Genomic DNA, 1,388 nt, shown 5'->3' with positions numbered 1-1,388 from the left:
ATGCGGAAGCCACGAATCTTCACCTGGAAGTCATTGCGGCCCAGGTATTCCAGCGTGCCATCGGCCAGCCAGCGACCGAGGTCGCCGGTCTTGTACAGGCGCGCGTTCGGCTCAGTGCTGAACGGGTCGGCAATAAAGCGCTCGGCGCTCAACTCCGTCCGGTTCAGGTAACCCCGGGCCACGCCGGCACCGCCGATGTGCAGTTCACCGGCCACGCCCAACGGCGTCGGTTCACCGCGGGTATCGAGCACGTGCACCTGGACGTTGGCAATCGGCCGGCCAATGCTCGGCCGTTCGCCGAGGTCGCGGATCAGGTCGATGGTGGCGTCCACCGTGCATTCGGTCGGGCCGTACATGTTGTAGAAGCGGATGCTCGGGCAGTCGCGCAACTTCGTCCAGGTCGCGGCATTGATCGGCTCGCCGCCAAGCAACACGCTCACTGGCTGATAACTGCTGCGCTCCAGCAGGCCGGCGGCGAGCAGGGTATCGAGCTGCGACGGCGTGGAATCGAAGGCGTGCACTTGGTGCTGTTCGAGGAAGTCGAGCAACTCGTGGCCGCTGGCGCGGATCAGTTGCGCGATGATCACCAGCCGGTGGCCGGAGAACAGCTGGGAAATGCCCTTGATCGACATGTCGAAGAAGAACCCGGCGTTCAGGGCCACGGTGGCTGGGCTCGGGCAATGCTGGTGGGTGGTGCGGCTGAGCACGTGCCAGAAGTTGTACACCGAACGGTGCTCGACCATCACGCCCTTGGACTGGCCGGTGGAACCGGAGGTGTAGATCACATAGGCCAGGTGCTCGGCTGTCAGGCCCACTACCTGGGGGTTGCGGTCAAAGTCAGGGTCATCCGCCGCTTGCAGCGAGTCACGGGTATCGAGCGACAGCAGCGGGAACTCGCCCGCTGGCAAGGACAGGGCCGACTGGGTCAACAGCGCCCGTGGCTGGCAGTCCTGGAGCATGAAAGCCATGCGCTCGGCGGGATGGTCCGGGTCGATGGGCACGTAGGCGGCCCCGGCCTTGAGCACGCCGAGCAGGCCGACGATCATGTCCAGGCTGCGCTCGGCGCAGACGGCCACGCGCTGATCGGGTTCGACACCGAGGGCGAGCAACTGCCGGGCCAAGTGGTTGGCGCGGCGATTGAGCTGGCGGTAGGTCAGTTGCTGCTGTTCGCAGACCAGGGCCACGGCGTCGGGGTTGGCCTGGACCTGGGTTTCGAACAGGTGATGGATCGGTTGCGCGGCGCCGAAGTCGCTGGCGGTGCGGTTGAAGTCCGTCAGCAGTAATTGCCGCTCGCTGGCCGGCACCACGTCCAGTTGGCTGGCGAGGCGCTCCGGGGCCTGTTCAAGGGCTTCGACCAATGCGCTGACGGCCTGGGCGAGGTAGGCGGC

1 protein-coding gene is annotated in these 1,388 nt (G+C 66.1%); it reads right to left on the bottom strand.

Features of this window, described 5'->3' with window-relative positions:
* Nucleotides 1-1,388, bottom strand: a 1,388-nt coding sequence (locus AACY42_RS28435; RefSeq protein ID WP_339483827.1) for a non-ribosomal peptide synthetase, incomplete at both ends; no start/stop codon positions are given.

Source organism: Pseudomonas sp. RL_5y_Pfl2_73 (genome assembly GCF_963970515.1).
In the GTDB taxonomy this organism is placed as follows: Bacteria; Pseudomonadota; Gammaproteobacteria; order Pseudomonadales; family Pseudomonadaceae; genus Aquipseudomonas.
The sequence above is the reverse complement of the archived record's forward strand: the minus strand, read 5'-3'. Positions and strand labels throughout refer to the sequence as shown.